We start from the raw sequence: 5,146 nt of genomic DNA on the forward strand, positions 1-5,146 counted from the left end.
ATGAAATATAAAGCACTTAAAGATTACTTTGGGCATAACAGCTTTCGGGAGTTTCAAGAAGAGGGCTTGGATGCCATCTTAAGTGGGCGTGATCTGCTTATGATTCTTCCAACAGGTGGCGGAAAATCTCTAGTTTACCAACTTCCTACCATGCTAAAAGAGGGCATAAGTATCGTTATTTCGCCGCTTATTGCTCTTATGCAAGACCAGATAGCCTCTCTTAAGGCGCAAAATATGAGTGCAGAGATGATAAGCTCCGCGCAGAGCCGTGACGAAGTAGATGAGATTATCCAAAGAGCCTATAATGGGGAGTTGAAATTTTTATACCTCTCGCCCGAGAGACTCAACAACCAGACAACTATCGGCATGTTACGCGGCTTAAATATAAACTTTTTTGTCGTAGACGAAGCGCACTGTATCTCGCAGTGGGGGCATGAGTTTCGCGATGATTACAGAGCGCTCGGAAATCTAAAAGCAAACTTTCCAAACACCGCAATCTGCGCCTTTACCGCAACCTCGACAGAACATGTCACTCATGATATATTAAGAGAGTTACGGCTTGAAAATCCGCTGCTTGTAAAAGGCAAAGTGTTTCGCAAAAATCTCTTTATCTCTGCGCAGAGAAGGGTTTCAAACGGACATGAACAGCTAAAAGCTTTTTTGCATCGTCATAAAAATGAGAGCGGAATCATCTATGTAAGCTCACGAAAAAAGACCGAAGAACTAAGCATCTTTCTCAACAAAAACGGCTACAAATCTCTGCCCTATCATGCAGGATTGCCACAACATGTAAGAGAGCAGAACTTTAGAATATTTGTCAACGATAAAGTAGACATCATGGTCGCAACCATCGCCTTTGGCATGGGCATAGATAAGAGCGACATCCGTTTTGTAGCCCACATGTCACTTCCAAAATCACTGGAAAACTACTATCAGGAGATAGGACGTGCAGGACGCGACGGCGAAGATGCAGAGGTTTTGCTCCTCTTTAATGCAGCAGACATTGCTCAGCATAAAAGATTTTTAGAAGATATTCAAAACAGCGAATACAAAGAGCACCTAAACCAAAAGATAGATACCATCTACAAATACGCTACGGGCGAAATCTGCTTTCACAAGCAGCTTGCCGAGTATTTTGAAGATACGCTTGATGCATGTACATCTAGATGCGACAACTGCTTAAGCAGTGATGAAAAGAGGCAAAACATCACAAAAGAGGCACAGATGCTTCTAAGCGCCGTCTATAAAACAGAGCAAAATTTCGGAAAAAACTACATCATAGACATACTAAGAGGCTCAAAAGAGCAGAAACTTTTAACAAACGATGCAGATAAACTCTCTGTTTACGGTATCGGCATACATCTGAGTAAAAAAGAGTGGTTTGTTATTTTAGAGAGACTCTTGGAGCTAAAGATTGTAATTTTAGGCGAATTTAGCACTCTGAAACTCACACATGAAGCGGCGGATATTTTACGGGGCAAAAAAGAGCTCTTCATAAAATCTTCACGCTTAGAGATAAACATAAAAGAGAAGAAAGTCAAGAGAGAAGAGACACTTGATTTTGATGAGGAGCTTTTTGAGAAATTGCGCGAAAAAAGAGCTGCGTTGGCAAGTGAACTTCAAGTTCCCGCGTACATTATCTTCTCGGACAAAGTGCTTAAAAATATCGCCGTAGCAAAACCGCATGACAAAGGGAGTATGCTTGAGGTAAACGGCATAGCACAGAAGAAATTTGAGCAGTTCGGAGAGGCGTTTTTAGAGGTTTTAAACGCTTAATCTCTGGGCGATTTTACATTCGGGTTGCACTTTATCTTATGCGCCATATCCACATTTTTAAACCCCTCTATGTCTTGCAAAGATGCCACCGTTGCATCCCTAAACCCATCTCCGCTGTTTAAATAAAGCAGAAATCCATTCTCATGGAGTGCTATTCTTACAGGAAGTGCCATCGAGTATGTTGTTAAAATCCCATCCTCTTTTATAATATTTTTGATGTCGCCAAAGTACTCTTTTGTCCATAAAGCAGGATTTGCGGATGGAGAAAAAGCATCTTGGTAGACAACATCAAACATTTGAGGCGCAAAACTTTTTATATATGCTCTTGCATCGCCTAAAAAAAGCTCTACATGAAGAGTCTCATCACTATAGAGACCATTTTCAACCAGCGCAAAGAGAATCTCTTTAAACTCGTTAAACTCTTTTGGATAAATAAAACTCTTCAATGATTTTACCAAAGAGGCATCAAGTTCGGGAGAGAAGATATTTAACTTTGAGCTGAGTCTATTTTTTTTATGATGGTAAATTGTCGCCAAAGTATTAAACCCAAGCCCAAAGCAGATATCTAAAATAGTTATCTCTGCGTGTTGCGCTTTTAGGGCAAATGCAGGCTCTACATGTTTGACAAGCGACTCAAAAAGTGCACCGTCTCTTGTTGAGTGGTAGTGTTCTGCGTACTCTTTTGAGTAGGCTGTGTAACTTCCGTCTTCGCTTATTACCATTTTATGCATGGTATCGTCAAACATTATAACCCATTGCCCCACATATGCATCTTTTTTGCTATCACTAAGTCGTAACCATCAACAACATCTATCTCGTTGGCAGCTCTGAACTCGAAATCTTCGAGTGTCTGCATTAGCTCTTTTGTATCGATGACGCCTTTTTTCTCCAAGATGATAATATGTGCGGCATTTGCAAGCGTACGGTAAGAGAGCGACAAAAGAGCACTTTTGTCTTCATGCAGAGCGTAGATATCTTTTAACACTACCATATCATGTTCTCTTGGCATTGCGCGGGGGAGACTTTTTACGCCCTCTATATGGGAAATATTCGCTTTTATATCTTGCTCTTTTATCTCATCTGCGTATAGTGCAATGTTAAGTATTCCGTCCACCTCCTCCATCAAAGATGACAGAAGGTAAGAGAGTTCATCCACATGGGTTGTGATTTCAAAGTATCTATTTCCCGGCAAAGGATTAAAGAGTTCTCTAATACGCAAGCTCGTTAAGCTCCCTAAAGATATACGCCTCTACGATATCGTCTATGCTTCTTTGCGTGTGCGCTACAAGAACCATCATGTTTTGCTCCATAAAGGGCCATACGTACTCGTTGTCATCCATTACTACTGCCGCTTCGCTGCGATCTTCAAAAGTGCTCCACTCAGGATTAAACTTTATCTGCGCCACTCTGCCCTCTTGAACAAGAACCTGCGCCCAGATTTTCACATCGCCGAGTTTGGTTATGGATGCTTCTTGCGCATCTTCGTTATCCATAGGAATCAAAATATACATCTACTGCTCCACTTTTGCCAAATCAAGGGATAGTGCATCATTGTCCATAATGCCGATTCCGCGCTCTAAAACTTTAGAAGCTATCTCTTTGGCATCCAAGAGCGAGTGCATCTTGTATGTTCCACACTGATAGACGTTAAGCTCGGGAATATCTTTTTGCTCTTTTACTTTAAGTATATCCTCCATTGACGCTCTCCACGCCTCCGCCACAACGCTCTCATCAGGTGTGCCTATTACACTCATGTAAAATCCAGTGCGGCAACCCATCGGCGAAATATCGATGATCTCTACATCTTTGGAGTTGAGATTGTCTCTCATAAATCCCGCAAAGAGATGCTCTAACGTATGAATCCCCTCTGATGACAAAATCTCATGATTAGGACGAACAAATCTCAAATCAAAAACCGTTATATCATCACCCTTTGGCGTCTTCATTCCCTTGGCACGGCGAACTGCAGGTGCGGGCATTATCGTGTGGTCAACTGTAAAACTGTCTAGTAGTGGCATATAAAATTCCTGTATTTTTAAAATTGTCTGTATTTTATCATTATTTTATTTTACAAAAGGTAACAGAGGCATACTGTTATTATAGTTTCTTATAAGCAATTGTTATAAATCAATTTTAACGTGAACCAGATGTGCTAATATGTGTTGAAATTTAGAAGGCTGGGGAAATTAATGAATAAAATAAGCATAAAGGCTAGATTGCTCTTTTTAACGGCAATTCCATTGGTAGCGATTTGTATACTCTCTATGATAATACTTGTAAGGGTATTTGAGCAAAAGAGTTCCCTTGAAACAACACAAGAGAGAATCTTAGAGGTTGAGTCTTTAGCAAAAGCTATACACTACATGCAGATAGAGAGGGGGCTGAGCGTAGGGTATGCTGCAAGCGGAGGCAAAAGTAATAAAGATGCGATTCCTCCTATAAGAGAGAAGGTTAACAGCGCGATTGGAGAGATTAAAGAGGTGTTTAAAAAAACGGGTGGAGACAGCTCTGTTTTAGAGAATATAAGCGATCTGAACCAAAAGAGAAGCTCTATTGATGCGCTAACTCTAAGCGCTCCCGAGATAGGAGCATACTTTTCAAAAACCATTGTTGCTATAATCGACTCTGCTACCACGATACCATCAAACATGGATGTTATGGATGACAGAAACACTATTCAAGCATACACACATCTAACTTCAGCAAAAGAGCAGCTTGGACAAATAAGAGCAAACCTAAACGGTGCATTTACAAAAGATGAGTTTACGGGAAATACCTACTTCACGTTTGGAGGCAACATTGGTGCATATAGGGTTAACCTGCGAAAGTTTACGGCACTCGCACCTGATGAGATGAGAGTGTTTCACGAAAAGACGTTTAAGGGCGAAGTTGTGGAGAATACCATGGCGCTGATAGAACTTGCTATGTACAAAGGGCTGGAGGGGAACTTTAGCGTGGACCCAAAAATGTGGTTTACAAGTTCTACCGCTGCTATAGAGTTGCTTAGAGATGTCGAGCTTGAACTTTTCAAATACGTACTTGCTTCAAACAATGAAAAAATAGGTGCTACAAAAAATGAGATCATTATAGAGGTCTCTTCGGTTGCAATCCTTATAATTTTTATTTTGGTGTTTACTCTTTACTTTATAAAAAACTCTATCTCAAGACCGATAGAGAAATTTAAAGAGACCCTGCTTAAGATCAGCACAAACAATGACTTGACGATAAAAGCAGATGAAAAAGCACCATTTGAAATCTCTCAAATGGCAAGAGGTTTTAATGACCTCATAGCTACTCTAAAAGAGCTCATAGACGTCTCCAAACAATCCTCAAGCGAAAACGCTTCTATCTCACATGAGCTCTCAACAAC

The 5,146-nt window shown here is 40.6% G+C and carries 6 protein-coding genes; 2 read left to right on the forward strand and 4 right to left on the reverse strand.

The genetic code is table 11. The features are described from left to right. On the forward strand, nucleotides 1-1,776 hold a 1,776-nt coding region (gene recQ / locus IBX42_RS11105; RefSeq protein WP_294932914.1), incomplete at its 5' end, for a DNA helicase RecQ. Here the strand turns inward: recQ and IBX42_RS11110 are convergent. The 4 genes from IBX42_RS11110 to luxS are packed head-to-tail and all read right to left on the reverse strand — an operon-like array spanning nucleotide 1,773 to nucleotide 3,794. Continuing rightward, nucleotides 1,773-2,522, reverse strand: coding sequence for an MnmC family methyltransferase (locus tag IBX42_RS11110; protein ID WP_294932916.1), 750 nt, complete (start codon nucleotides 2,520-2,522; stop codon nucleotides 1,773-1,775). The two genes, recQ and IBX42_RS11110, sit on opposite strands and share 4 nt — an antisense overlap. Beyond that, nucleotides 2,522-2,995 carry a hypothetical protein gene (locus IBX42_RS11115; RefSeq protein WP_294932918.1) on the reverse strand — a complete coding sequence of 158 codons (474 nt, stop codon included), beginning with the start codon at nucleotides 2,993-2,995 and terminating at the stop codon, nucleotides 2,522-2,524. Before IBX42_RS11115 ends, IBX42_RS11110 begins: the two co-directional genes overlap by 1 nt. Then, nucleotides 2,985-3,287: a hypothetical protein gene (locus IBX42_RS11120; RefSeq protein WP_294932920.1), complete on the reverse strand. Its 303-nt coding sequence runs from the start codon at nucleotides 3,285-3,287 to the stop codon at nucleotides 2,985-2,987. Before IBX42_RS11120 ends, IBX42_RS11115 begins: the two co-directional genes overlap by 11 nt. Beyond that, a complete protein-coding gene (gene luxS, locus IBX42_RS11125) occupies nucleotides 3,288-3,794 on the reverse strand; it encodes an S-ribosylhomocysteine lyase (protein WP_294932922.1) in 507 nt (168 codons plus the stop codon). Between the two features lie 171 nt (nucleotides 3,795-3,965). On the opposite strand from luxS, the gene IBX42_RS11130 reads away from it, so the two are divergent. After that, the coding region (locus tag IBX42_RS11130; RefSeq protein ID WP_294932924.1) for a methyl-accepting chemotaxis protein at nucleotides 3,966-5,146 on the forward strand (1,181 nt) is incomplete at its 3' end.

The organism is Sulfurimonas sp., from assembly GCF_014859695.1.
Taxonomy (GTDB): domain Bacteria; phylum Campylobacterota; class Campylobacteria; order Campylobacterales; family Sulfurimonadaceae; genus Sulfurimonas.